Source organism: Paraburkholderia sp. BR13444 (assembly GCF_040948755.1).
Lineage (GTDB): Bacteria > Pseudomonadota > Gammaproteobacteria > Burkholderiales > Burkholderiaceae > Paraburkholderia > Paraburkholderia youngii.
Genome location: NZ_JBFPKM010000021.1, coordinates 1 through 24,005, shown reverse-complemented (window position 1 = coordinate 24,005; position 24,005 = coordinate 1). Strand labels below are relative to the sequence as shown.

The window sequence follows — 24,005 nt, the reverse complement described above, 5'->3', positions numbered from 1 at the left end:
GAGGAAGCCTTGCAATGACAAGGGAGCGAGCGGTATGCACATCCGCGTCAGGAATGCAGAGGCGCGACGTTCAGCGTGACGGGGAATCGGCCTTTGGCATTCGCCGTATGCTCGCGGGCGAGTTCGAAGAAAGCCTGACTGCACGGCGAGAGCGAGCGCCCCTTGAGCCAGACGAGATTCAGCGCACGCTCTATTCGCATGTCGGCCACTTCCAGTGTGCGCAGTTCGCCACGAGCGATTTCCTCACGGATACTGAGTGAGGATACGTAGGCCATGGTCTGTTGCGCGACAAGCATGCGCTTGATGGCCTCGGTGTCGCTCACCGACATCGAAGGTATCATCTCGAGCCCGGCGCGCTGATACGCGCATTCGACTACCGCTCGCGTACCCGACCCCGGTTCGCGCAGGATTACCGTCTGCGCTGCAACATTGCGTGCAAGCAGTGGCCCGTTGCCTTGCCGATATGCCGGCGCTGCTGCGAGTACGATTTCGTCGGAGCCAATATATTGCGCATGCAGGCGTGCTTCGTCATATGGACCCTCGATGAAACCAAGCGTGAACTCGCCGTTACCGAGGCCGCTTATGACCTCCTGTGTATTGGTCACAGTCAGTTCGATGCCGACCTTCGGATAAAGCGTCGTGAATTCGGCGATCATCTGCGGCACGAGATACACACCGAGCGTTGCGCTCGCACCTATTTTCAGGTGTTCTGGGCTCAGGCCAGCGACTTCCTTCAATTCGGATCGCGCCGCTTCGGCGAGGGTGAAGATCCGGTCGGCGTAACCGAACAACAGTTTTCCTGCATAGGTAAGGGACACGCCCCGGGGCAGCCTGTCGAACAGCAGAACACCGAGACGCCCCTCCAGTTCCTTGACCTCGCGGCTAACGGCGGGCTGGCTCACCCGCAGGCGCCGAGCGCCGCCGCTCAAGCTGCCGGCACGGGCAACTTCGTAGAACGCAAACAGATGAGTGAAATTCATTGCCAACAGCCCGCGAATATCGCCGTGGCCGACTCCCGGTCCGAGATCCGATGATCAATGGCTTCCGACGCGATGGCCACAATGGTAGCGGCGATTCGTTTGCCATTGAAGGATCTTGTGCGAGCAATACTGTTTCCTCTGGGAAACGATCGACTTAAAAGAGGCTGCCAGACTCTGAAAACGAGCCAGGTATAACTCCAGGTCAGAGTAGGGGGTGCCTATTTTGTATTTTTCAGAACGCCTAACGATGAATAGCCTAGTCGCTCCGTTTAACACACCGGTGTCGACATGTCGTCCCTTTTCCCGAACCGCCCAGCATTGCGCAGCAAGAATCCGACTCAGCCTCGTTACCTTATTGGAGTGCTTCCCGGCATCGCGCTATGTATCGGCGTGTGCTTGATCGCGTGGCTGCTGCAAGCGCTGCAAGCGCATCTATTCGGTCACGTGTGGCTTGAATCGCTCGTGCTCGCAATTCTCGTTGGCGCGCAGGTCCGCGTCATATGGACGCCAGGCGAGCGTTGGACGCGCGGAATTACGTTCAGCGCTAAAACCTTGCTGGAAACCTCTGTCGTGCTGCTCGGTGCATCGTTTAGTGCCGCCGCGTTGCAAGCGACCGGCATCAAGTTGCTGTCGGGCATTGTCGTGATGGTCGTCGCGGCCATCCTTGTCAGCTACGGAATCGGACGCGCACTCAAGTTGCCGCGGCGCATGGCGCTGCTGATCGCGTGCGGGAATTCAATCTGCGGAAATTCGGCCATCGCGGCTGTTGCGCCCGTGATCGGCGCAAGCCGTGATGATGTTGCTGCGTCGATCGCCTTCACGGCGGTGCTTGGTGTTGCGGTAGTGCTTGGATTGCCGCTGCTGTCCCCGGTTCTTCGTCTTAACGCGGTGCAGTATGGGACATTGGCAGGTATGACCGTCTATGCGGTGCCACAGGTGTTTGCCGCGACCGTGCCGGTCTCAACCGTCAGTGTCCATATTGGCACGCTGGTCAAACTGGTGCGTGTGCTTATGCTCGGACCGGTGATGCTGCTCCTGTCGGCGCTCGCCCGTAGGCGTGATGCGAACACAGGAACGCCAGAGCGGGGCAACGACCCGACGACCCGGCCCGGTATGGTTCGTCTGACGAAGCTGGCGCCATGGTTTATCGTCGGCTTCGTTGTCATGGGCGCGGCACGCGCGACGGGGCTGATTCCGATGACGCTGTTGCAGCCGGCAAGCCAGTCAGGCAGCGCGCTCACTGTCGTTTCAATGGCTGCGTTGGGTTTATCTACCGATCTGCGAACCATCTCAAAGGCGGGGCCGCGCGTCACATTTGCGGTGATTCTTTCGATACTCGCGTTGGCGGCGATGAGTCTGGTGTTGATCAACATATTGCGGATTGCATGACGTTGCCGTTCGGCCGATATATCGACGAGCCGACTCCTGCAAGGGCGCAAGACTGGCGGGGTTCGCGCACGGACGCGCGACAGGCGTTCGCACGCCTCGTGCTCCATTGTTTCCATGCGGAAACGGTTTTTTCCCGCGGCCTGATTTTTCATGCGCTCGATCTTGCCTACGCTGTCGCTTGCCTGGAAGCGCGTCGACGGATGCCGGATGCCCTGCGAGTGTGGACAGGTCACGCTGGCGATCGCGAGGGGCGCCGCGAAGTCTTCCTTGTTCGAACGTCGCGCATGTCAGAGGAGTGTCGTTGATGTTTCCGTATGTCGAGACGTTTTACGATCCTTCGGCGGGCACGGTCAGCCACATTGTCTACGCCGGTTACGGCTCGCCGTGCGCCGTCATCGACCCGGTTCTCGATTTTGACGCCGCCCCGTCGACCCATTCGATCGAGCGCCTCGTCGCTTTCGTCGAGAAAAAGCGTCTGGAGGTTGAGTGGATACTTCAGACGCACGCGTATGCCGGTCATCTTTCGGGGGCGTCGGTGCTCAATGGCCGCGTCGGCGGAAAGACCGGCATTGGCCGCAGCATCGTCGACGTACGATCGATGCTTTCTGCGACGCTCGATCTGTCGAGCGAGCCCGGTTTCGATCATCTGTTCGCCCCAGATGAGGTCTTCTTTATCGGCACGCTGCAGGCCCAAGTGCTTGCCATGCCCGAACCTACCCCGTTCGATGCCGCGTTCATGATCGAGGACGCGCTGTTCGTCGTCGATACGCTGTTCATGCCGGAAGTGGGAGCGTGGCGCCGGGTTTGCGTTCGTGGACCTGCAAGTCTGGCCGGGCATGCATGCCGATTTCCATCGAACGGCACGCGTACGTGTCTTGGTCGCCAGGATCGTTAGCATGAAAATGCATGCCGGAGGCGGCGCTCCAGAGAATGGCACTTTAAACAGGCGTCACGTGGGAAGCCTGAAGCGAAGCCCAAATTGCTCCTGCTACGCGCGCCTGCTCGTCGGCGGAATTTGCTTTTCGACGCTCAACACGACCTTTCCAATATTCTTGCGATCTTCTATCCAGGCATGTGCGTCGCCAGCGCGTTCGAATGGGAACGTGCGGTCGACATGAGGCCGAATCCAACCGGCTTCGACTCCGCCAAGCAGAGCCCTCATCCACGCTTGCAGTTTTGGGACCTCGTGCCACAGATGCCCCAGGTTGACGCCAAAGACTCCGCGATTGCGACTCATCAAACTGAGCGGATGAAACCACGGAGTGGCGGCGGCGAGTGCGAGCAAGCGTAGAGGGCCGGGCAACTGCGTGGTGGTGGCGCTGGAAATGCCAAAAATGCCGAGACGGCCTGTCGAGCGCAGGGCCGAATAACTCTTCTTCCAATGGGAGCCGCCGAGAGGGTCAATGATCAATTCAGCCCCAGCGCCCGAGGTAAGCCTCATGAATTCTTCCCTCCAGTCGCCACGAGTGTAGTCAATAGCGTGGTTCAGGCCGCGTTCGCGCAAGAATGCATGTTTGGTGGGACTTGCTGTCCCGTAGATCGTCGCGCCCAGGTGGCGTGCGATGTCGATCGCAGCCAATCCGACGCCACCACCTGCGTTGTGGACCAGTACTGAGTCGCCGGCTGTCACCGCGCCCATCACCACCAGCAACTGCTATGCGGTGAGGTACTGGACGGGCAGCGCGACGGAATGCTCGTAATCCAACGCGGCCGGCATGGCGAACACTTGCGATGCTGGAACCGTTACGGTGTCGGCATAGCCGCCGAAGTGGACGAGCGCGAACACATCCCGGCCAAGCCATTGCTTGTCGACCTCGCTGCCGAGTTGGTCGACGATTCCTGAAATTTCATAACCCACGACCATCGGTGGGCGCGGTGCATCTGGATACAGGCCGCGCCGGGCAAGGATATCGGCGAAGTTGATGCGGCAAGCCTTGACGCGAATGCGGACTTCGTCTGGACGCGGATTCGGGTCTGGCGCTTCACGAACCTGGAGCTTCTCCGGTCCGCCATGACCCGTGATCACGATTTGTTTCATGGGCTGTTAATTCAAACGTACCCCGTTTAACTGATACCCACGCTCAAATTCGGCATTCCTGCGTCGGTATAAAAGATCGCGGGACGCAGGTCGGATTATGATCGGATTTGCTCCACCACGTTTTGGAATCGTTCCAGATCGATCAGGATTCGAAACCGGGATGCTTCGAGCACTGTCCACTTTATCGCAAGAGGAGGGTCAAATGGTTGACTTCAAAAAGCCTCGCGCCATCGGCTTCAACCACGTGGCGCTGGAAGTCGACGATATCGAGGAAGCGCTGGCGTTCTATGGCCGCATCTTCGACTTTCAGCTACGTGGCAAGAGCAAGACAATGGCCTTCATCGATCTTGGCGACCAATTCATCGCGTTGCAGGCAGGACGCAAACAGCCCGCCGATGACGGCCGGCATGTCGGCCTCGTTGTGGATGACAAGCAGGCGGCGCTCGCCGCTCTCAAGGCGGCGGGGGTCGAGCCGATCGACGGTCCGTTTCTGGATTTCCGCGACCCATGGGGCAATCGCATCGAGATCGTGGGCTATAACAATATCCAGTTCACGAAGGCTCCGAACGTTCTGCGGGGCATGGGCCTGACGCATCTGACGAAGAACGAAAGCGCGAAAAAGGAGCTGGCGGAAAAAGGCATGGCGGAGAGCTAGAGCGAGCGTGACGACCGACGTTCAGATACGTCCGAATTCGAGTTGCGCGTTAATGCCGCTGTAGCCTCCTTTCGGCTTGTTCACGGACTGCGCCATACCCGTCGCGCGCCTTCCGGCGGCGCAGTGTTCGAGAAGAAATATGAGGCGCGTTTTCACCAGCCCATGCTGATGTACGCGCCGTTTTCGTCCGACGCCACACTCGCTTCTAAGAAGCACGTATCGCATTTAACATAATTGTTTTTGTCGATTTTTCTGTTTGTAGTGGCTATACGGTAATGTCCGCTGCCTAAGTTTACTGTTGGGCATTCGACCATATGCAACCAGCGACAAAGGTGACCGGGGCGAGCGTAATGAAAAAGTGGACGCAGTGCGGACTAACTTCTGCAATCAAGCGTTGGCTCCCGTGGGCGCCTAAAGCCGGCGACAGCCTATCCTGCCGTCACCGATTTTCAAGTTGTTGTTGGTGTCGAGCGTGACTTCGGTGTGCACGAGATGCAAGCCGTGTACAACCGGAATGCGCGTCCGTGTAACTGCCGTGCGTTGCGACTTCGCGGTCGTGATGCAACGAAGCGCGCGGCATGCGTGTGATCTGCGAGTGCTGCGCGCTCGAGATGTAATGCACGGAAAAAGAATGTCGACAACGGGGTGACGTCGAATGTGTGCGACGTGTCACGTGATGCAAGGCAGGTGGTGTTAAACGTTCGGATGCCTCTCGCACGACAGTAACTATCCGTACAAGTCGAGTGTGCAGGCGTGGCGACTGCGAAGTGAGGCAGAGGCGTGCCGAGTGTGTCTACCAGTGGCTTCAAATGCGCCGCGGTTGTCTTGCAGCGTGAATCCACGTGTGTACGGTGCTCGCCGCCGTTGAAGTCCGCGTGCATGCGTGATGCATGCGCGTAACTCCGTGTGTGTGGACGGGACGTCGAATAACAGCAGAAAAATATTTTTTGTTCCGTCCTGTTCCTCCGGATTCCGCTGTATTCCAGCCACGCCGGAAAGCACCAGCGGTGGGTGTTGACGACGTATTAACGCCTGTTCAAGATGCGATCAAGGTCGTGCGTCGGAGCCAGTCATGCCGGTTGTCAGGAGTTTCACGCGAGGGCAGTGGGAGGCGCTCGGACGCAGGCTCGATGCGCTGCCTGAAAAAGCGACAAGCGATCAGCCGCTCAAGGTAAGCGACGGCGTCAAATCCATCCAGAAACAGATCGGCACAGCGCGGGAGAAGGGATACACGCTCAGTGAACTGATCGAGGAGGCTGCACAGGAAGGCATCGCGGTATCGGTCAATTCCCTGAGATACGCGATGCGCCGTGCGGACGGAAAAGGACGAATCCGGCGGGGCGGGAATGAGCCGGCGCGCGCGAATGCATCGGTCGCCGTACGAGGCAGGAAACCCTCACAGGCAGATGCAACACACGATAAACCGCCACGCAGCGGGACACAGCAAAAAGGGGATGGGGGCGTAACCAGGCCGGGGCAACCGGTGAGGGGCTTCCTCGGATTTTCGATCAGCCCGGACACCGAAAATCTGTAGAGGTGTGGCATGGCAACAGCAAATCCCCCCATCTATATGGTCGGCGGCAGCAAGGGTGGTGTCGGAAAGAGCGTCGTGACGCTGGCACTGATCGAGTACCTGCGACGCACGGACGTCGACGTCGTGCTAGTCGAGACGGATACGTCCAACCCGGATGTCATGAAAGCGGTTCACGGTGAGATCGAATGCGGGGCATGCGATCTGGATGACGCGAGCGGCTGGATCGATTTCGTCAATTTCTGCGACCGGCACCGGAACGCGACCGTTGTCGTCAACACGGCAGCGCGGAGCCAGACCGGCGTCGCGCAATATGGAGGAACGCTAGCCAGTACTCTCGATGAACTGGCGCGACGACTTGTTGTGCTGTGGGTGATCAACCGGCAGCGGGACAGCCTCGAATTGCTGTTCAAGTTCGGGGCGACGTTTCCGGATGCGGTGACGCATGTGGTGCGTAACGGCTATTTCGGTTCACCGGAGAAATTCACGCTGTACCGGGATTCACAACTGAGGACGGCTGTCGAGAAGCAGGGCCAGTCGCTGGATTTTCCGGACCTTGCGGATCGCGTCGCTGACGAGTTGCGTAGCCAACGCCTGTCGATCCGCAGGGCAGCGGAGACAATGCATATCGGTGAACGGGCAGAACTGCTGCGCTGGTGCGCGCTATGCGGAACGATGTTTGCCAGGGTGACGGCCGGTGGGTAACCGGCCACGCAATTGCCAAAGATCAAACCTCAGTCATCGGCCATAGCAGACGCTCAGAGGTTGGCATTGGTCGGTCAGCTTCGGAACACTCTCCGGCCATTCGCACCTCAGCGGTCGTGAGTGACGCGTCTCGCCGTCGCCAACGCGTACTTCCGACCCACTGCAGTCGTTCGGTACCGCGCGGCCCGGACGGCTGGTCCCCGGGAGATTCCGGCCATTCGCGCGGCCGCGTTAGGGGCACGCCTTTTCAGTCCTGTTTCGACGTTTGCGGCGCTTCACGCGTCAGCTTCGCCTGTCGTCGGGATTTTTCATTGAGGACCTGATGACGCCGGTGGTCCGTCATCTTTTTCCAGCCGCCGGCTTCCTCACGCGTCCGGTGGCAGCCAGTGCAGAGCCCGGTCTTGCCATCGAACGCGCATACGTCGATGCAGGGCGATTTGACTGCCATGGCTCAGGCAACGGCCCGGTTGGAATTCACTTCGACCGTCACATGCGACAGTCCCTTGAACCGCTTGAGCGCCGCGTGATAGAAACCCGGGTTGCGCTGTGCTTCACCTGTGGCGACCGAAACGACCGCGCTCATGTGCCCTGGGCCTACGCGCCACACATGCAGGTCAAGCACGGTGTCGCCGTTGTCTTCGATGACGTGGCGGACGTTCTCGGCCATGCGGCGGTCCGTGTTCATGTCGAGCAGGATGCCACCCGTATCGCGCATGAGGCCCCACGACCAGTTTGCAATGACGAGCGCGCCAATTACGCCTGCAAGCGGGTCCATCCAAACCCAGTCAAACGCGCGGGCCAGCAACAGGCCGATGATGGCCAGCACGGAAACTGCCGCGTCTGCAATCACGTGAATGTAGGCTGAGCGGATGTTGTGGTCGCGGTTCGCGGCAGCCTGCGCGTCGTCGTGGCCGTGCTCGTGCTCCTCGAACTCGACCTCGTATTCACCGTCGGGCAGGCGGACAACGGCCTTGAACGCGTGCGGCTCAGGAATGTCGTTCTTCGACTCCAGATAACCACCGCGATCGGCAAACGCGAAGGTCTGGTGCGTGCCATCGGGGCGGATTGTCGTCACTGAAACAGCATCGGCGCTCAGGTTCGAAGCAGCCGTTTCCGGATTGATACGGAAGACGGGCGGCACGCCATCTTCGAAGATCGACACGGCAAAGACTCCAGCGCTACCGAAGATGCGTTGCACCTCCTCTTCGTGGCCGTGGTCGTCTTCATGCCCATGTGCATGGCCATGATCGTGCCCGTGGCTATGTCCATGGCTGTGCCCGTGGTGGTTGCCGCTCAGCAGCCAGACGCTCGCCAGATTGACCAGCAGGCCAAGCACCGCGATAGGGATCGCCTGACCGAAGTGAATGGGCACAGGCGAGAGAAAGCGCGAAACGGCCTCGTATCCGATCAGCAGCGCAATCATCGCGAGCACGATGGCGCTGGTAAAGCCCGCGAGGTCTCCGAGCTTGCCGGTACCGAATACGAAGCGCGGGTCGGCCGCGTGCCTGCGTGCGTAGGTGTACGCCAAAGCAGCGATCAGCATCGCGCCGGCGTGCGTCGACATGTGCAGGCCATCGGCGACGAGTGCGAGTGAGCCAAAAAGACTCCCGCCGACGATCTCGGTCACCATCATCGCACTGCACAGCGCGATCACCATCCAGGTTCTGCGCTCGTTCTCTTCATGGGCTGCGCCCAGAAAGATGTGGTCGTGTCCCGCCCCGAAAGCGGCGTTCTTGAATTGGCTCATATTTCTCTCACTTGAAGTAGCTGTGCACCACTTCGATCAATTGTTCGGTGCCGCTGCCGTGCCCGTCGTCGTGCGGCTCTGCGTCGACAAGGTGCGTCCGGATGTGGTCTTCGAGAACGACCGCGAGCAGCCCGTTCATCGCGCCACGGCTGCTCGTGATGAGCTGCAATACATCCATGCAGCCGCGCTCGTCCTCCAGCGCACGCTCGATGGCCTCGACCTGTCCCTTGATGCGGCGGACCCGGTTGAGCAGCTTCTGTTTTTCGCGAATCGTGTGGCTCACGGCTAGCCCCCTGAATACGGTAGGGGGCCATCTTACCAAAGATAGGGTACGGGGGTATACGTTTTTGCTGGGTTAGCTATCGCATCGCATGACGCTTGGCGTTCTGGGGTAGCATCCCCAAGTTTTCGCCTCGTCATCAAGCAATGAGAACCTTTAGCCTGTATGTCGCGACAGCGATCGCTGAAATCGTTGGCTGCTATTCCCTTACCTGTGGCTCAAGGAGGGGAAAAGCGTCGCGCTGTTGCTACCGGCCGCGCTGTCGCTTGCCATCTTTGCGTGGCTTCTGACGCTGCATCAAAGTGCTGCGGGCCGCGTCTATGCGGCCTATGGCGGAGTTTATATCTCTGTCGCGCTGGTCTGGCTTTGGCTTGTCGAGGGGATTCAGCCCACGGGTTGGGACTGGGCCGGTGTGGCATTCTCACTTCTTGGAGTGGCGATCATTGCATTTCAACCGCGCTGATCTTGGTGCTCGCGCGAAGGGCATCACACGCGTTCATGCGGCCGTGCACTGATGGAGACTGGCCGTCCGAATGGTCACGGTCTTGTATGATCGGCATATGAAGCCTGAGCGTTGCCCCCCGGCGGTTGGCCGGGCGCGACCGGTTTCTGTTGTTGACACGCTCCAAACGGAAACGGCTGAAATTGGCGTATATCGGTCATCCCGAGAGATGTCGAACAACACATTTAGGGTCAGGCGGACGCAGGCGGAGAATTCACTATGACCGTACATGCGACAGTCCCTTGAGCGCTTGAGTGCCGCGCGGTAGAAGCCCGCTTTGCGTTGCGCTTCACGCCTGGCCACCGATACGATCGCGCTCATATGCCCCATGGAGATCGAGCACGGAATCGCCGTTGTCTTCGATGATATGCCGGACGTTCTCGGCGAGCCGCTTGTCCAGATTCATGTCGAGCAGAATGCTGCGCGTATCGCGCATCAAGCCCCACGACCAGTTGGCGATCACCAGCACGCCGATCACTCCTGCAAGCAGATCCTTTCCCGAACGGGGCTGCCGACCAATCTCGCTACTATCGCGCTCCAACTGGCGATTGGTCTCGCGCTCCTTGTTGGCGGAGCCAAAGGGTTTATCCATGGTGTAGAAGGCGTCTCACATGTGCTCGGCGTGTCTGCGCTCCTGCTGTCGCTAATCATCATTCCGATTGCGACGGAACTCCCCGAAAAGGTGAACAGTGTCCTGTGGATTCGACGCGGTAAAGATACGCTGGCGTTCGGCAACATTACGGGCGCCATGGTGTTTCAGGGCACATTGCTGCCAGCGATCGGAATCATGCTGACGCCTTGGGAGCCGCGGTCGGAAGTATTCACGGGTGTCGTGGTGACGTTGATCGCCGCCGCGTGGCTGCGCATTCAGGCACGGACGCGCGGCGTTGCGATCTGGGCGCTGCTGCTCAATGGTGCGGGGTAATTGGCCTATCTGGTCCTGACGCTATCGAGATAGTTGTCGAGTCGGTGTGCGCTACCGCGATCGATCCTCGCAAGGACCCTGCTCACGACACGATCGCATCGCGCGCCATTGAACGAAAACGTGTCGCCCTCGGCAAGGGCGATTTCGACAGTGAGGACTCCCGCAACACGCTTCTCGCTCGAAACTACCGCGAGCGCACGCAAGCCTCGGGTGTCCCGAGGCGTTGAGCGGTTGCCTTGACGCAGCGCAGCACAATAGACTCGAAAAGCCTCGGGCAACGCATCGGGCTTAGTCTCCAGTAACTTGCGCTGTTCGGCTGGCCGTACGAAATAGGCTGGAACCAAGCCCGCGGCGTAGCACATTTCATCTTCAGCGCCACAACGCGCCCAGCGCCAACCTTACGAGTCTGGGTCCGCCGTTCAACGCGGAGCGGCCACTCAAATGGCTGAGTCAACCCTGACAACGACTGACCGCTTTTGGCCCGGGAATCGCCTCAGCCGGATCTTGAGGCATGTGCCGCGCCTCACAGCGATCTAGCGCCGCTGTCTCAGCAAGTCAAATTGGCGCTGTTGTCTCAGCGAATTCAGTTCGCGCTGCTGCCTCAGCAAATCCAGGTCGCGCTGTTGTTTCAGTAATTGGAGTTGGTCGTTCTGGAGTTCGATCTGTTGCTTCTGCGCTTCCAATTGCGCTCTATAGGCCCCCATGCTTTGGTCAGCTAGCGCTCCCTGCGGGTAAGTCTGCGCGTAGGTGATGGGACAGCCAGCCGCCAATGTCGCAGCAACGATAAGTGCTTTCATGATGCCCCCGCACGCATGCTCCTTTGAAATATCTTAGGCCAGAAAGGCCTGGCATCGCGGGACCGACGTGGCTATCGGCGTCGTGCCTGGATCGGTGATTGCGTATGTTGAGCGAGCGGCGTCCTTTTCGCGTGACAACGAGAGGCCGTGAACGACGGCGGATTCAACCGGTCGATGCAACACAATGAACGTCGCATTAGCGGCGGGAGTGTTGCAAATGAAACAGAGGCGCCCGGATCCATTACAGCGAAAGCCAGAAGGCGTTGATGTGGGAACGCTGGCGTAAAGGCGAGTCGCTGCAGCACATCGCCAAGCTATTTAACCGCAATCATTCGTCGGTACAGAGAATTCTGACGCAAACTGGAGGAATCCAGCCTGCACCACGCCGGCGATCGAAGTTGGCGCTGACGCTTGCCGAGCGCGAGGAGATTTCCCGAGGCCTCGTCGCGGGTGATTCGATTCAGTCAATCGCCCGGCGACTGTCGCGATCACCGTCGACGATCTGTCGCGAGATCAAGCGTAATAGTGGGCAGGCCGGCTATCGGGCCAGCCAGGCCGATCAGCTTGCATGGGATCGGTCGCTGCCCCCAAGGCCTGCAAACTGGTCGAGCATCGGATGCTGGCTCATATCGTGGCCAACAAGCTCCAGTTGCAGTGGTCGCCTCAGCAGATCGCTGGATGGCTCAAACGCGCCTGGCCGGGCAACGACGACTATCACGTGTCGCATGAGACCATCTACCGCAGTCTATTCATTCAGGCACGGGGCGCCCTGAAGAAAGAGTTGCTGGAGCATTTACGGCGCACCCGTGCCATGCGTCGGTCGCGTCATCACACGCAGAAAACGGACGATCATGGCCGGATCCGCGACGCGGTATCTATCAGTGAACGTTTCGCCACAGTGGAAGACCGTGCGGTGCCGGGACACTGGGAGGGAGATCTCCTGTGTGGCAGTGCCGGCAGCCAGATCGCAACATTGGTCGAGCGCCAGACACGCTATGTCATGCTGGTGAAGATCGCCAGCAAGGACAGCTAGTCGGTTGCCAACGCGCTCATCAAACACGCTGGCAAGCTGCCGCAGGAACTCTATAAATCACTGACCTGGGATCGGGGAACAGAGATGGCCGACCATAAACGGTTCACCATCGCCATCGACATTGCCGTGTATTTCTGCGATCCGAAACACCCCTGGCAACGCGGCTCGAACGAAAATACCAACGGCCTGTTGAGACAGTACTTCCCGAAAGGCATCGACCTGTCGGTCTACTCACAGGCCAAGCTTAACGCCGTGGCACGAAGGCTGAACGAGCGCCCGAGGAAGACGCTGGACTATGAAACACCGGCTGAACGATTCCATCGAACTATTGCATCGACCCGTTGAATCCGCCACCCATTGTGGACAGTCGCATGCCGAGACATCAATGGCTGTCCCCGAAGTAGAGCAGTCGTGCGTTGGAAGTTTCACAGACGGGTCGTCGGCCCTTGCGATCATTGACATGACCATCGGCCAATGTCGACTACAGGCTGCGCAACTGACAAGTGGGACTGCCGGTTAGTTTGAAGGGCTCCTTTACCGCGGGTGGGCAGCAAGCGTTGAGGGTTGATCGTTGCCTGCCGTTGTGCTCAGACCTGTGAGGGTGCCGTGGCGCGGGCCGGCTCTGTCTCTATGCGCAAAAGGTCCGGCTACTTCGTGCTTTCCAGATAGCGACGAAATACGTTTCCTTCGGCTTCACCCATCTTTTGCTCACGCATCCACATGCCAACCTAAGAGCACGTACGGGCACTAATATGTATGACGGTGAATAGTAATAAGCGAGGATGCTCCATGAACGCATCGGTTATCTCGGCTCTGGCTGCACTTGTCGGCGCTGCGATTGGCGGCCTGACTTCGGTTCTTGCTTCATGGCTGACCCAACGCACCCAGGTTCGCGCGGAATGGCTGGCGCATGACCGCGTCCGTCGGCAGGAGCTCTACAAGGAGTTCATCGAAGAAGCGACGAAGTGCTACGTTGACGCGCTGCAACACGGCGAGCCGGACCTGCATTCGCTCGTCAACCTCTATGCGAAGATCAGCCGCATGCGGGTTCAGTCATCGCGTGAAGTCGCGGATGAAGCCGACCTGATCGGACGCAAGATCGTCGACACTTACCTCGCGCCGGACAAGACATTTATCGAGATTCGCCAGATGCTCGCGAACGGCACAATCGACATTCTCGGCAGGTTTGGCGAAGTGTGCCGCGCGGAATTCGAGTCTCTACGCGCACAACAGTTCTGAAACCCGCCCACGCCCTGCCCACGTTAGCGCGGCTTGAGTTCGACGGGTGGATCGGCGCGATACCCGCCGCCGAGCGCTTTCGCCAACGCAATCTCCTGACTGAGCGCCTGACCGTTGAGCGTGAGCAAGGCAACCTGTTCCGCGCGCGTCGAGTGCCGCCAGGCGGCTGGTGAGTCCACGCTGATAGTGTGCTTCGAGGCTGTCTCCGCTCTCGAGTCGTCATGCAGGTGATCCAGACCAGGGCGTTCCAGCGCGGTGCGACGCCAGTGTGCCCCCTTTTCAACCTAGAATCCCGATAGATGGATTTAATTGGCCCGGAGGCAGTGCGACCTGTGTAATTGAATCCGTCGCCGCGAGATTGTTCACGCTAGCCCGGAGTCTGTCATGGCCACGCCCAATATCGACAGTGAGATTGTGAAGATGATCGCCGCTGACACAGACACTCCCGCGGAAACAGTCTCAAGAATGTTCGCCGAGACGTGGGCGGAGTACAGCGAAGGTGCAAAGATCATGGACTATCTGTCGGTTCTCGTGGCGCGCCGTGTGCGGGACAATCTCCTGAGATGGAAGCAAGAGGTGCATTAACGGGCCGTTCATCGGGGCACTATGCGTTCGGATTGGGTGGCACTTCACTAACTTCTAGCGGCTTCACTCTTCAGCGATGCATAGCGACATCTCGTGCGTCCGCAGCGACTTCAGGCGCAAGCAATACGCCTGTTGTCGCCTGCGTGTCGCAACCGCCCGTCTAATGCGAGCCGACTCAGACGTCGAGAAGACTATCGCAACGCGCTGGGTAAATGCGTGGGCGGGAGCAATCGGTTCGCTGAAGGCCGTCGAAGCCATCCGCTCTGGCGGCAATTACCCGAAATCGCAGCGGATGCAAATCTCGGACATCCGAGCCGCAGCATTGTGTTTTCGGATCGCGCCTGCTGACCCGGAGCAGGTCCACTCTGGAGAGTTCTGATGGGGAGAAAATCGTCTTCCAACGCTGCCACCAGCGCGAATGAAACAACCGAACAGGCTTTAGTCGCTCTGTCAATGCAGGTCAAGGAACTCGTCCAGGCCAAGTCACTGGATAGCCGGTTCGGTACGAAACTTGTGAGACGATTGAAGAAGGAAGCGGCCGCACTTGTGGAGGCAGGCAACGCGACGAAGCCGGGACAGAAGGAACTGAAGACGGCTTTCGACGCAGTCGACGCAGCGTTACGTGACCATGAGGCAGAGTTGCTAGTCACGGCCAACGCGACGCTGCGAGAAACTGACGAGGCATCCAATAGTAAAAAATCGAAGGAACGATCCAAGGAGAGCTGATCAGGCTTCCGTCGATCGCAGCACTGTCGGTTCGACGAGTCAACGCAATGGGAGGGTCGCCTCCGAATTCGTTAGAGGACGGTCCTCGCAGGTCGCGGTTGATTGACTGAAGTTGGCCGGTCAGCGACGACTTGCTGACCAGCATGAGGCTCTACACCTCTGTCTGTTCAGCCATTTCAAGCGCGTCATCGACCGCGATGCCGAGGTACCGGACTTCTGCGAGAGAAAAAATGAATCGACGGAAATGGAGGGAGAAGTCGCGGCAGTCTATGCCAACTACAAACGGGATGCTCGCCAGCAAATGTCACGCCTATGCCCAGGCGATGATTGCCCTGACCGCGACCGCAGGGATCTCGGCGTGGTCCAACGAGGCGCCGGCTCAGGAGCCGCCGACATGGGGTGCCAGCCTCTTCGCGGCGTCGCTGCAGGCGGGACGCGCGGTCGACGCCGGCCGCGCATTGCCGCTCACTCCGTTCTACAAGGCACCCACGCCGGCCCCTCACGCGAAATCTGGCACGCTGGTGCGCGCCGAACCGGCAACGGACTTTATCTTGCCACCTGGCGTGACTGCAACGCGCATCCTCTACCACACTCAAGCCGCTGATGGCTCGGACACACTTGCATCGGGTGTCGTGCTAGCTCCTTACGGCCAGCCGCCCAAGGGAGGATGGCCGCTGCTTGCCTGGTCCCACGGCACGAGCGGCGTGGGCATGCGTTGCGCGCCCTCGCTCATGAGGTCGCTTTTTTACGACTGGGAAGGACTCTACGAGTACGTGGCCCTGGGCTACGCGGTGGTGGCCACCGACTATGCAGGCCTCGGCACACCCGGACGGCATGCGTACCTCGACCTTCTCAGCAATGGCACGGACGTTATCAATTCCGTTCCCGCCGCTCACGCCGCTGTGCCTGGCCTCGGCAAGCGCTGGCTCGTCGTCGGACATTCCCAAGGCGGTTTGTCGAGTCTGGGGGTAGCCGAGCTGGAAGCGCGCATCAAGGACCCGGACTTTCTTGGCACAGTCGCCCTGGCTGGCGCGAGCGATATTCAGGATGCCATCGACAGCGTCCTGAAAGTCAGGCTGCCGGTATTGAACGGACTCGTCGCGTTCTGGATTTACGGCGTCAAGACTGTCTACCCGGAATTCCAGCCGAGAGACGTGCTGACCGATAAGGCGCTCTCGATATATGAAGCTTCGGTGGAGGACGGCTGCAGCGCTGCGAGCGGAGCGTTTGCAACACTTCCGACAGATGAAATGTTATCACCCGGCTGGCGTGAAAATAAGTACATCAAACAATTCATCGTGCGCAACCGGCCGGGAGCGAATCCGACCTACGGACCGTTGCTCCTGGTAGGGGGCGGGGACGACGTTCTGTTCACCGAAGCTGCCGGGCGCAAGATTGAAGAACGTATTTGCGCCAACGGCGGTCAGGTGCAGCGGAAGGTGTATCCCGGTCTTGGGCATGATGCGGTCGTCTACGGCTCCCTGAAATACCAGCTCGAATGGATAGCAGGGCGATTCAGCGGAAAATCAGCGTCAAACACTTGCTACCTCAAGTCACAGAATTGAACGTACGAGAGAAGCTTCAGTTGCAAATGCACAAATTTGAATCACGAACGTCCGTTGCCGCGTGTCACCGGGTCCGACCGGTGTTGGGCGAGAACTTGCCTTTCGCCAGCGACGCTCCATTGTCTCTTTATGGCCCGACCGCCGCCCGTGCGGTCGGCCGTACCCGGCCCTGAGCGGACTTCTGATGCCTCGCGGCGGCAATGGCTGCACGCAAAGGGAGGCAGTCGTTCGGTTGGGTACTGGTTAGGGACGGTCGCAGGTCTCCCGTTGTTCAGGGAAAAGGCGGGTAAATTATCAGTTTGATAACTCCGCCCGGCTGTCGAAGGCTTCATCGAGGTGACGCGACAGAAAACGGCGCAATGGAAATGCGGATTCAGCACTACAATCTGGACGATGAAGCGCGAACTGAACTGCTAGCGTATCTAGTGGTTGCTCAACTCATCGCGCGAGCAACCACGGGGCAATGGCTTGAAGCAGCGCATGTCTGCGAATCTGTACTGCTTTGGCTCTCCGCTAATGGTGGCAATTGCGGTGCCCGGGAACGCTCTGACTTGTCGCGGCTTTCGGTCGCCGCGGCTGAACAGTTTGTCGGCTTGCCGCCGTTCGACGATGAAGCGAGTTTAATTCAAATGATCTTGGCCCTGAACCGTCTTGACTCGCAAAGCCGACGTCAAAAAAATATTGGCAGTTTGCGGTGAATACATCACGCATCGTCATGGCGCAGGCTGGTCCTGATAGGACGGTCAAGCCGTAAGCAGGCATGCCAGCGTCAATGCACATATGTCAGCCGTGACCGACGAGCGCGCGTCGCGCATCTGGCGAGTTTCAGAGTACGCCAGCCGTTCGAGTGACGACCGCCCGCCTTCGACGAAAGGCAGAAAGTGGCCGGCAAGCGCCCGCTCACCGGCCTCAAGGCAATCAGACTTCAGTTTGCTCTGCCATCTCAAGCGCATCGTCGACTTCAATCCCGAGGTACCGCACGGTACTCTCGAGCTTCGTATGGCCCAACAACAGCTGAACTGCACGGAGATTTTTGGTGCGTCGATAGATCAGCGAAGCCTTTGTGCGGCGCATCGTATGTGTCCCGTACGCTGCGTCATCGAGTCCAATTGATGCGACCCAGCGATGAACGATGCGGGCGTACTGACGCGTCGACAAGTGCGGCGACGCATGCAGGCGACTTGGAAAAAGATAGTCAGCCGGCTTCAGTCGTTGCGCAGCGATCCAAGTTGCCACGCTCTGCCGCGTTTGCTCCGTGATCTCAAACTGCACGGGTCGTTGCGTCTTTTGTTGCATGAGCGTTGCCCGCGAGACCATGTGGGTTCCCGCGCAAATGTCCTGCACTTGCAGCCTCGTCAGATCGCACCCTCGCAGTTTGCTATCGATCGCCAGGTTGAACAACGCCAGCTCGCGAACATTGCTCGACATCTGAAGTCTCGTGCGAATCGCCCAGATTTCACGAAGCTTCAATGGTGGCTTCTGACCGGTAAGCCTGCCTTTGTTCCACGGCGGCCGCCGGCCGCTTGAAGAATTAAGCGTTTCCATATCAACCTCCTCTTCAACGAAGGGAGGTCGATTGTGTGCTTTCTGGCGGACGCTGTTCGACCCCCTTGCCGCCATTCGGGGCATCGCGAAGGCAGCGGCCGTTCCCAAAGTCCAACGGCCATTCGCTCCTTCGGGGTCGGCTGCCGCTTGTCGGACAAAGCCGACGTTCGGACAAGGGCATATCCATTCAGCCACGAACGGCGGCTTTATGGAGAGTCGAATACTCAGCACTGGTAAGGCTTGTCCGACACCCGCCCGCATATGCCGGCGCAAGCTCACTGAGCAACAGACAAGGACAGGCGTCAGAACAACCCTGACACCTACGGAAGTGCGGCATCGGAGAGGGTCGGCCATCTTCAGGCCTCCGGCGCGCATGTCCGACTGTCCATTCGAGAATCAAGGACAGACAACCAGCGCACGCCAAACAAGCCTCGCTGCGTGGACACCGGAAGCGGCGCGGATCTGCGCCGATCTGCATGAGGTTGTGGGCGCAAGTCTGGACCAAAGAAACACGGAGTCCACCCTGTCGTCAGTCGATATCGACGATTATGGAATTGACGATACAAACATCGCTTTTCTTGGTTTCAGCGCCGGCAAGGATTCGGGTGTATCAACGTGCTGCGCCGAGCGTCTATGGAACGACACACGGCTACGGCGCATTCTTTCTGAAACGCAACGGTGTTGTACCGATCCGCTCGGAGAAGAGGGCTGTCATGTGCTGTTGCGAAGAAAATCCGCAAACCGCGGCGACCTCACAAAGCGGCGCGTCAGTTGCGCGCAGCATCTGGGCGGCAGCGCTGATGCGCTTTTCCAGTACGAATCGATACAGTGAATACCCGGTACGGGCCTTCACGCCGTCGAACACCACGCGAACCGGCAAATCGAGCACCGCCGCGATATCCGCGCAACTCAGACTGTGCTCGATATTGTCCGCCACGAAGTGTTCGAGGTGGGAAAACTCGGCGTCGGATAGTCCTGGCTTGCGCTTGTCGGTAGTGTTTTCCAGATGCCGCGTCGTCTCGATCCATGCGAGCGTTGCGAGGCACTGGATCTCCCAGGGATCGACCGGCAGAGAGCGTTCCGGAGGCATCTTCAGGCGCGCGTAGCGCACCAGATGCCGGATCGCATCGGCACCGAGGTTGCTGCGGTTACCCGTGCGACGCAGTGCGCCCGCATCCCGTTCGCTGATGCGGCGCTGGAACGCATCAGGATAACGAAACGCTATGAAGCCGCGGTCAACCCGCTGCGTGTCGATGTGCATGCTGCCGCCGCGCGGATGGAATGCGGCCGTCTCCGCCCGGAACGTGAGCGGGAGTATCGGACCGTCTTCGTAACGCGTCTGCGCAACGATCGTGCCGAGCAGGAGGCAGATCATATCGGACGGGTTATGCAATTCGAGCGTATAGGGCTGCGCACCGGAAATGCAGTATTCGAGTCCGGGCGCGCCGGCTACCACGCTGAATCGCTCGATCCGCGCGTTGGCGGATAGCGGGGCAGTTCCGTTCATCGTCGTCTCCCATTGCCTCGATGGCGCGTTTTCCGCGCTTCGATGTCGTTCAGATGCCACTTTTGTCGCAAGTATAAACGCACGAACCGCGGCCATGACGCTTCGATTGGTCGCAGTTCGCGAATGCGGCGTTCGCGGAATTCGCGGAATTCGCACTGGTATTCACCCTGATGTCTGCCGCGGGGCAGGAATCTGTAAACCGCGAAACGTGAAAGACCCGCCTATTGCGTCACCGTACTGTGCGCTCAATGCCCAAGCGGCACACGACACCAAAACACGGAGACGACGATGGGAATACAGCAGACGCGGAGCAGCATCCGGCCCTTGCGGCATCGATTACGCCGGCGGCGCGAAGCGATGATGCTCGCCTTGCTCGGCACAACCTGCACCCTGCTGCCGGCGGCCTTGGCGCACGCCTCAGGCATTCCGTTCGCCACCGACCGCCCTCAGACTTGGCAATTCAGCTCGGATTTCGAAGGTACATACAATTCGTTCGGGCAGAACATCGAATGGAATCGCGACAACCGAGCGTTCGATTCGCAGGGCAACCAGACAGCCGGTCCGGGCACGAACACCTTCGTTGGGCTCTCAACGTTCATCCATTACTGGAAGCTACCGTCGTTGCCGCATGTCGGCTTCAACGCGAGCATCACCGTGCCCGCGATCCGCACCCAGGGATCGCAGTTTTCTGCGAGCGGTATCGGCGATCCGCTGATCGGCGGACTCGTCTGGTACAACCCCGCGCCCGCTACGACGCTTGGCTTTCAGGCCTACGCGCAGGTACCGATCGGACAGAACAGCGTTTCGACCAATACATGGTCGTTCTGGCCTTCGGTCTTTTATGACGACTGGTACGGGCACGTGAACGTGGATCTGCTGGTCGGCGGCATTCTGCGCGGACGCTCGCTGCGGTCGGGTCAGGACGATCTGAGCCCCGGCGATACGTTTCATCTGAACCTGCGTGTCGGCTACAGCATCGCACCGCCCGACAACCCGTTTGCAATCCCGTTCATCGGGTTTGACTATCAGACGACCGGTGGCACCTTTAATCAGACGCTGGGCATCGCGGCACCCAATACGTCGAACCGCGAGACGACGGTGGGCGCGGGCGTGCTGTTCCAGTTCAAGCCGAACAGCCTGCCATTCGTGCATCAGAAGATGTACGACCAGCTTTCCATTCAATACCAGCACTCAGTGTCGGGCCGCAACACCACGCTGACCAACGGAGTTCTGCTTCAGGCGTGGCACTACTGGTGAGCGCCTGCCTGACGCAACGATCGAAAACGAAAACCCCGGAGACGAACATGACTGACGAGAACAGACCGCCCGCAGCATCGCGGCGCAACTTTATCAAGGCAGCGGGCGTTGGCTCCGCCGCCGCGGCTTTCGGCGCTGTCACGCTGTCCGCGAAGGCCGCTGACCAGCTGAAATTCGATGCCGAGTACGACATCGTCGTGTGCGGCGGCGGAGGCGGCGGCCTGCCGTGCGCACTCTTCTCGCGCTGGCTCGGCAACCGTGTCGCGATCCTGGAGAAGGCCGGCAGCGTCGGCGGCACAGCCGCGAAAGCCGCGTTCTGGTACTGGGTGCCGAACAACGAGCCGATGCGGCGGGCCGGCATTGCCGATCCGAAGGCGGACTATCTGCGCTACGTCGCGCGCTTGTCACGGCCAGAGCAATACGATCCGTTGCTGCCGAAGCTCGGCCTCTCGGACTGGGAGTACGAGATGTGCGAGGCGATCTACGACAGCGCGTCGCCCGCTGCCGAACTGCTTGCGAGCAAGGGCGCACTGCCGTACCGCCATGAGGCGTCGGTGCCCGACTATTGGGCCGAACTGCCCGAAGACAAGGCGCCGCGCGGCCGCGTGCTGTTTCCGAAGGACGGCCTGCCGAGCATGTCGGACGGCGGGCGCGTCGCGATCCGCACGATGAGTGCGGCGGCCCGACGCGACGGCATAGATATCCGCACGGGCTATCGTGTGCAGAAGGTGCTGGTCGATGCAAACGGTGCGGTGATCGGTGTCGAGGCACAGACCGAGGAAGGCACGCTTTTTCGCGCCCGGGCGAAAAAGGCCGTGGTGTTCGCGACCGGCGGCTTCACGCATGACCCGGAACTGCGCAAGAACTTCCTGCATGGCGCAGTCTACGGCGGTTGCGCGGCGCCGACAAACGAAGGCGATTTCGTGCGCATCTCGAGCGCTCTGGACGTGCAATTGCGCAACATGAACTATTCGTGGATGGCGCCGATCTCGCTCGACAAGGCGCTCGCAAAGGACGGTTCGCTCTCGGGCATTTTCACGCCGACCGGCGATTCAATGGTGTATGTCAACAAATACGGCAGGCGGGTCGTCAACGAGAAACTCGCATACAACGAGGTCTGCGCGACGTTCTCTCAATGGGACGGCGCGAAGGGCGAGTATCCGAATCTCGCACTCATCTCGGTCTGGGATCAGCAGGCGCAGGACCACTGCGCGAGCGACGATTACGGCAGCCTGATCGTGCCGGCCGGCTCGAACGACCGCCACGTGATGCGCGGCAATACGCTGCCGGAGCTTGCAGATGCGATTCGCGGACGGCTCGCGAAGTACAGGAGCGCGCTCGGTGGCCTCGATCTGAGCGACAACTTCCTGCACGACCTCGATGCGACCATCAAGCGCTTCAACGGCTTCGCCAAGACCGGAATTGATGGCGATTTCCATCGCGGCGAGCGCATCGTCGAAAAGCTGTTCAACGGTCCAATCAAGAAGAAGGCCGACCAGAAGAACGAAACGATGTACCCGATCAACGCAAAGGGTCCGTACTATGCTGCGCTGATCGTCGCTGGCAACCTCGACACCAAGGGTGGACCGAAGACCAATTCGCATGGACAGGTGCTCGACGCGGCCGACGCGCCTATCAAGGGGCTGTTTGGCGTCGGCAATTGCGTGGCCTCCGCCTCGGCGCGCGCATATTGGGCAGGCGGCGGCACGCTCGGACCCATCCTCGCATTCGCGTATCGCGCAGCAAACGCCGCGCATGCAGAGCCCGCTTCACGCACATGACAGGAGCCAGAACATGAATCGCATTCGCAACCTATCGATGATGCTTGCTGCCGTGCTGACGCTGGCGAGCGGCACGGGCCACGCCCAAGACGCGCAGGACGCTGTCGCGCTCGGCAAGAAGCTCACGACCAACAATTGCGCCGTGTGCCACACGTTCGGCAAGGACGAACCGAGCGGACAGGGGCCGAATCTGTTCGGCATCTTCGGCAGGCCGCTGGCCTCGGAGCCGGGTTTCAAGTATTCGGCGGGGATGAAGGCCGCCGCGCCGGGCAAGGTGTGGGATGGCAAATTGCTCGACGCCTGGCTTACCGATACGCAGACGGTGGCTCCCGGCAATGCAATGACGTACTTCGAGGGCGACGAGGCTCGGCGCCAGAAGATCATCGCCTATCTGCGCACGCTGCACTGAACAGCACTTTTCCGCCATTCACTCATGAGGCAAGACATGGACACCACCACAATGACCGACGAGCAACGCAAGACGATAGCGCTCGAATATCTGCGTCGGCTCGACCGCGGCGCACCGTTCTTCGATCTCTTCGACGACAACGCCGAAGTTTTCTTCCCAAAATGGGGCATCGCGACGGGCCGCGCGTCGTTCGAGCAGCTGTTTGCTGATCTTGGATCGATCGTCTTGAAGTTCAAGCACGACCTCGCTTATCTCAACGTGATCCAGCGGGGTGACACAGTGGTCGTCGAGGGCACCAGCTACGGCACGAGCAAGGGCGGCGTCGAATGGCGCGCGGGCGTGACGCACGCAGGACGCTGGTGCGATGTGTTCGAGATTCGGGACTTCAAGATCCAGCGTTGCTTCATTTACCTTGACCCCGACTACGAGGGCGCTGATACAAAGCGCTATCCATGGCTTTCTCGGTAAAGGCTCGTGCCGCGCATGTTGGCGGAGCCTCTTCGGACCAAGTCTCCTGATTCATGCGTGTTTTCGCGAGCGGTCACTCGCAGCGGCCTCGGCCGCGGTTCTATGAATGACCGCAAAGGTCGATGAAGCAACGTTTATCTTCGGCGATCGGACGGCCGCTTACTGGGTGGGGCCGACGTCTCAACGTCTGGGCGGCGCGACGGCGAATGACGCTTCATGGCGTGCGCCGTGAAAAGGCGGCGCTTTCCAGTGGGTGAAAGCCCCACCCGGCAACCGCTCCAGCCGGAAGCAACCGGAGCAATCGTGGAGGTAACGAAGCGGTTGAAGCCTTCGGTGAAGCG

25 protein-coding genes and 4 pseudogenes are annotated in these 24,005 nt (G+C 59.8%); 17 read left to right on the top strand and 12 right to left on the bottom strand.

Going from position 1 to position 24,005, the window contains the following annotated elements; all coding sequences use genetic code 11:
- Positions 1–47: 47 nt before the first annotated feature.
- Complete coding sequence (locus AB3X95_RS35005; RefSeq protein ID WP_368623705.1) at positions 48–980, bottom strand: LysR substrate-binding domain-containing protein; 933 nt, start codon at positions 978–980, stop codon at positions 48–50.
- A 288-nt stretch (positions 981–1,268) separates the two neighbouring features.
- On the opposite strand from AB3X95_RS35005, the gene AB3X95_RS35000 reads away from it, so the two are divergent.
- Both AB3X95_RS35000 and AB3X95_RS34995 read left to right on the top strand, forming a co-directional pair.
- Positions 1,269–2,369 (top strand): YeiH family protein, encoded by a 1,101-nt coding sequence (locus AB3X95_RS35000; protein WP_368623660.1) that lies wholly within the window; start codon positions 1,269–1,271, stop codon positions 2,367–2,369.
- Positions 2,370–2,673: 304 nt separating this feature from the next.
- Entirely contained in the window at positions 2,674–3,264 is a 591-nt protein-coding gene (locus AB3X95_RS34995) for an MBL fold metallo-hydrolase (RefSeq protein ID WP_176125018.1), read from the top strand.
- Between the two features lie 93 nt (positions 3,265–3,357).
- Here the strand turns inward: AB3X95_RS34995 and AB3X95_RS34990 are convergent, their stop codons facing one another.
- A complete protein-coding gene (locus AB3X95_RS34990) occupies positions 3,358–4,014 on the bottom strand; it encodes a zinc-binding dehydrogenase (RefSeq protein ID WP_368623704.1) in 657 nt (218 codons plus the stop codon).
- Between the two features lie 9 nt (positions 4,015–4,023).
- The gene (locus tag AB3X95_RS34985) at positions 4,024–4,407 is read right to left on the bottom strand and encodes an alcohol dehydrogenase catalytic domain-containing protein (RefSeq protein WP_368623659.1); all 384 of its coding nucleotides are present in this window, start codon (positions 4,405–4,407) and stop codon (positions 4,024–4,026) included.
- A 160-nt stretch (positions 4,408–4,567) separates the two neighbouring features.
- Between AB3X95_RS34985 and AB3X95_RS34980 the strand changes: the two genes are divergently transcribed.
- The 3 genes from AB3X95_RS34980 (at position 4,568) to AB3X95_RS34970 (ending at position 7,298) form a co-directional block, all read left to right on the top strand.
- Entirely contained in the window at positions 4,568–5,062 is a 495-nt protein-coding gene (locus AB3X95_RS34980) for a VOC family protein (RefSeq protein WP_254906058.1), read from the top strand.
- A gap of 1,072 nt (positions 5,063–6,134) precedes the next feature.
- Entirely contained in the window at positions 6,135–6,596 is a 462-nt protein-coding gene (locus AB3X95_RS34975) for a hypothetical protein (RefSeq protein WP_176126737.1), read from the top strand.
- Between the two features lie 9 nt (positions 6,597–6,605).
- Positions 6,606–7,298, top strand: a complete 693-nt coding sequence (locus AB3X95_RS34970) for a protein mobD (protein ID WP_368623658.1) — start codon at positions 6,606–6,608, stop codon at positions 7,296–7,298.
- Positions 7,299–7,545: 247 nt separating this feature from the next.
- Here the strand turns inward: AB3X95_RS34970 and AB3X95_RS34965 are convergent, their stop codons facing one another.
- Genes AB3X95_RS34965 through AB3X95_RS34955 form a run of 3 tightly spaced genes read right to left on the bottom strand, consistent with a single transcriptional unit; the run spans position 7,546 to position 9,328 of the window.
- Positions 7,546–7,746 (bottom strand): DUF1289 domain-containing protein, encoded by a 201-nt coding sequence (locus AB3X95_RS34965; protein ID WP_176368930.1) that lies wholly within the window; start codon positions 7,744–7,746, stop codon positions 7,546–7,548.
- A gap of 3 nt (positions 7,747–7,749) precedes the next feature.
- Positions 7,750–9,045: a CDF family Co(II)/Ni(II) efflux transporter DmeF gene (gene dmeF / locus AB3X95_RS34960; protein WP_176368929.1), complete on the bottom strand. Its 1,296-nt coding sequence runs from the start codon at positions 9,043–9,045 to the stop codon at positions 7,750–7,752.
- 7 nt (positions 9,046–9,052) lie between these two features.
- Positions 9,053–9,328, bottom strand: coding sequence for a metal/formaldehyde-sensitive transcriptional repressor (locus tag AB3X95_RS34955; protein ID WP_176368928.1), 276 nt, complete (start codon positions 9,326–9,328; stop codon positions 9,053–9,055).
- Positions 9,329–9,471: 143 nt separating this feature from the next.
- On the opposite strand from AB3X95_RS34955, the pseudogene AB3X95_RS34950 reads away from it, so the two are divergent.
- Positions 9,472–9,788: pseudogene (locus AB3X95_RS34950) on the top strand (YnfA family protein).
- Between the two features lie 336 nt (positions 9,789–10,124).
- Here the strand turns inward: AB3X95_RS34950 and AB3X95_RS34945 are convergent.
- Positions 10,125–10,320, bottom strand: a pseudogene (locus tag AB3X95_RS34945) (cation transporter); the annotation flags it as partial.
- Between AB3X95_RS34945 and AB3X95_RS34940 the strand changes: the two are divergent.
- A pseudogene (locus AB3X95_RS34940) lies at positions 10,318–10,752 on the top strand (sodium:calcium antiporter); the annotation flags it as partial. The pseudogenes AB3X95_RS34945 and AB3X95_RS34940 overlap by 3 nt on opposite strands.
- 533 nt (positions 10,753–11,285) lie before the next feature.
- Here the strand turns inward: AB3X95_RS34940 and AB3X95_RS34935 are convergent.
- A complete protein-coding gene (locus AB3X95_RS34935) occupies positions 11,286–11,549 on the bottom strand; it encodes a hypothetical protein (RefSeq protein ID WP_176126716.1) in 264 nt (87 codons plus the stop codon).
- A 266-nt stretch (positions 11,550–11,815) separates the two neighbouring features.
- Here AB3X95_RS34935 and AB3X95_RS34930 point away from each other — a divergent pair.
- Positions 11,816–12,927, top strand: a pseudogene (locus AB3X95_RS34930) (IS30 family transposase).
- Between the two features lie 444 nt (positions 12,928–13,371).
- Positions 13,372–13,821 carry a hypothetical protein gene (locus AB3X95_RS34925; RefSeq protein WP_176125545.1) on the top strand — a complete coding sequence of 150 codons (450 nt, stop codon included), beginning with the start codon at positions 13,372–13,374 and terminating at the stop codon, positions 13,819–13,821.
- A 23-nt stretch (positions 13,822–13,844) separates the two neighbouring features.
- Here the strand turns inward: AB3X95_RS34925 and AB3X95_RS34920 are convergent, their stop codons facing one another.
- Positions 13,845–14,000, bottom strand: coding sequence for a hypothetical protein (locus AB3X95_RS34920; protein WP_368623657.1), 156 nt, complete (start codon positions 13,998–14,000; stop codon positions 13,845–13,847).
- Positions 14,001–14,205: 205 nt separating this feature from the next.
- On the opposite strand from AB3X95_RS34920, the gene AB3X95_RS34915 reads away from it, so the two are divergent.
- The 4 genes from AB3X95_RS34915 to AB3X95_RS34900 all read left to right on the top strand — a co-directional run bounded on the left by AB3X95_RS34915 (position 14,206) and on the right by AB3X95_RS34900 (position 17,395).
- Positions 14,206–14,406, top strand: a complete 201-nt coding sequence (locus AB3X95_RS34915; protein WP_176125546.1) for a DUF3562 domain-containing protein — start codon at positions 14,206–14,208, stop codon at positions 14,404–14,406.
- Positions 14,407–14,784: 378 nt separating this feature from the next.
- Positions 14,785–15,132 carry a hypothetical protein gene (locus AB3X95_RS34910; RefSeq protein WP_176125547.1) on the top strand — a complete coding sequence of 116 codons (348 nt, stop codon included), beginning with the start codon at positions 14,785–14,787 and terminating at the stop codon, positions 15,130–15,132.
- Between the two features lie 230 nt (positions 15,133–15,362).
- Positions 15,363–16,697 carry an alpha/beta fold hydrolase gene (locus tag AB3X95_RS34905; RefSeq protein ID WP_368623656.1) on the top strand — a complete coding sequence of 445 codons (1,335 nt, stop codon included), beginning with the start codon at positions 15,363–15,365 and terminating at the stop codon, positions 16,695–16,697.
- A gap of 359 nt (positions 16,698–17,056) precedes the next feature.
- Positions 17,057–17,395: a hypothetical protein gene (locus tag AB3X95_RS34900; protein WP_254906100.1), complete on the top strand. Its 339-nt coding sequence runs from the start codon at positions 17,057–17,059 to the stop codon at positions 17,393–17,395.
- A gap of 220 nt (positions 17,396–17,615) precedes the next feature.
- Here AB3X95_RS34900 and AB3X95_RS34895 read toward each other — a convergent pair whose 3' ends face one another.
- Positions 17,616–18,242, bottom strand: coding sequence for a tyrosine-type recombinase/integrase (locus AB3X95_RS34895; RefSeq protein ID WP_368623655.1), 627 nt, complete (start codon positions 18,240–18,242; stop codon positions 17,616–17,618).
- Between the two features lie 649 nt (positions 18,243–18,891).
- Positions 18,892–19,749 (bottom strand): helix-turn-helix domain-containing protein, encoded by an 858-nt coding sequence (locus AB3X95_RS34890; protein WP_368623654.1) that lies wholly within the window; start codon positions 19,747–19,749, stop codon positions 18,892–18,894.
- Between the two features lie 357 nt (positions 19,750–20,106).
- On the opposite strand from AB3X95_RS34890, the gene AB3X95_RS34885 reads away from it, so the two are divergent.
- Genes AB3X95_RS34885 through AB3X95_RS34870 form a run of 4 tightly spaced genes read left to right on the top strand, consistent with a single transcriptional unit; the run spans position 20,107 to position 23,664 of the window.
- A complete protein-coding gene (locus AB3X95_RS34885; protein ID WP_254906101.1) occupies positions 20,107–21,006 on the top strand; it encodes a transporter in 900 nt (299 codons plus the stop codon).
- 47 nt (positions 21,007–21,053) lie between these two features.
- Complete coding sequence (locus tag AB3X95_RS34880) at positions 21,054–22,787, top strand: FAD-dependent oxidoreductase (RefSeq protein WP_184227215.1); 1,734 nt, start codon at positions 21,054–21,056, stop codon at positions 22,785–22,787.
- 13 nt (positions 22,788–22,800) lie between these two features.
- Entirely contained in the window at positions 22,801–23,196 is a 396-nt protein-coding gene (locus AB3X95_RS34875) for a cytochrome c family protein (protein ID WP_176125554.1), read from the top strand.
- A gap of 36 nt (positions 23,197–23,232) precedes the next feature.
- On the top strand, positions 23,233–23,664 hold the full coding sequence (locus AB3X95_RS34870; RefSeq protein WP_176125555.1) for a nuclear transport factor 2 family protein: 432 nt from the start codon (positions 23,233–23,235) through the stop codon (positions 23,662–23,664).
- A 134-nt stretch (positions 23,665–23,798) separates the two neighbouring features.
- Here AB3X95_RS34870 and AB3X95_RS34865 read toward each other — a convergent pair.
- Positions 23,799–24,005: hypothetical protein (locus AB3X95_RS34865; protein ID WP_368623653.1), on the bottom strand; the 207-nt coding region annotated here is incomplete at its 5' end.